Consider the following 251-nt stretch of genomic DNA (forward strand, 5'->3'; position numbering starts at 1 on the left):
ACAGCGATAGTTGAAGCGCAGACACGAAGATTTACTCGCAGCATGGATCGTGTGAATGATATGATGCGCCGGATGAATGATCATCAGACGGTGGAAATCGATGCAGAGATCGCAAGCTTTCAGGCCAGAGTGCGGCAGGCCGAGCAGCAAATTGATAATTTTGTACATCGGCATGAACGCACACGAGTTGATTTAGATGCTGATTCAGATCCTCTGACTAGAGCTGTGTCAGAAGCACGGACAGCTTTAGC

General features: G+C 48.6%; 1 protein-coding gene. It reads left to right on the forward strand.

Translation table 11 applies throughout. The annotated features are described in order from the left end of the window. The coding region (locus BGM27_RS20285) for a hypothetical protein (RefSeq protein WP_483297762.1) at positions 1–251 on the forward strand (251 nt) is incomplete at both ends.

This window comes from Bacillus sp. FJAT-27001, from assembly GCF_019039175.1.
Lineage (GTDB): Bacteria > Bacillota > Bacilli > Bacillales > Bacillaceae > Bacillus > Bacillus velezensis.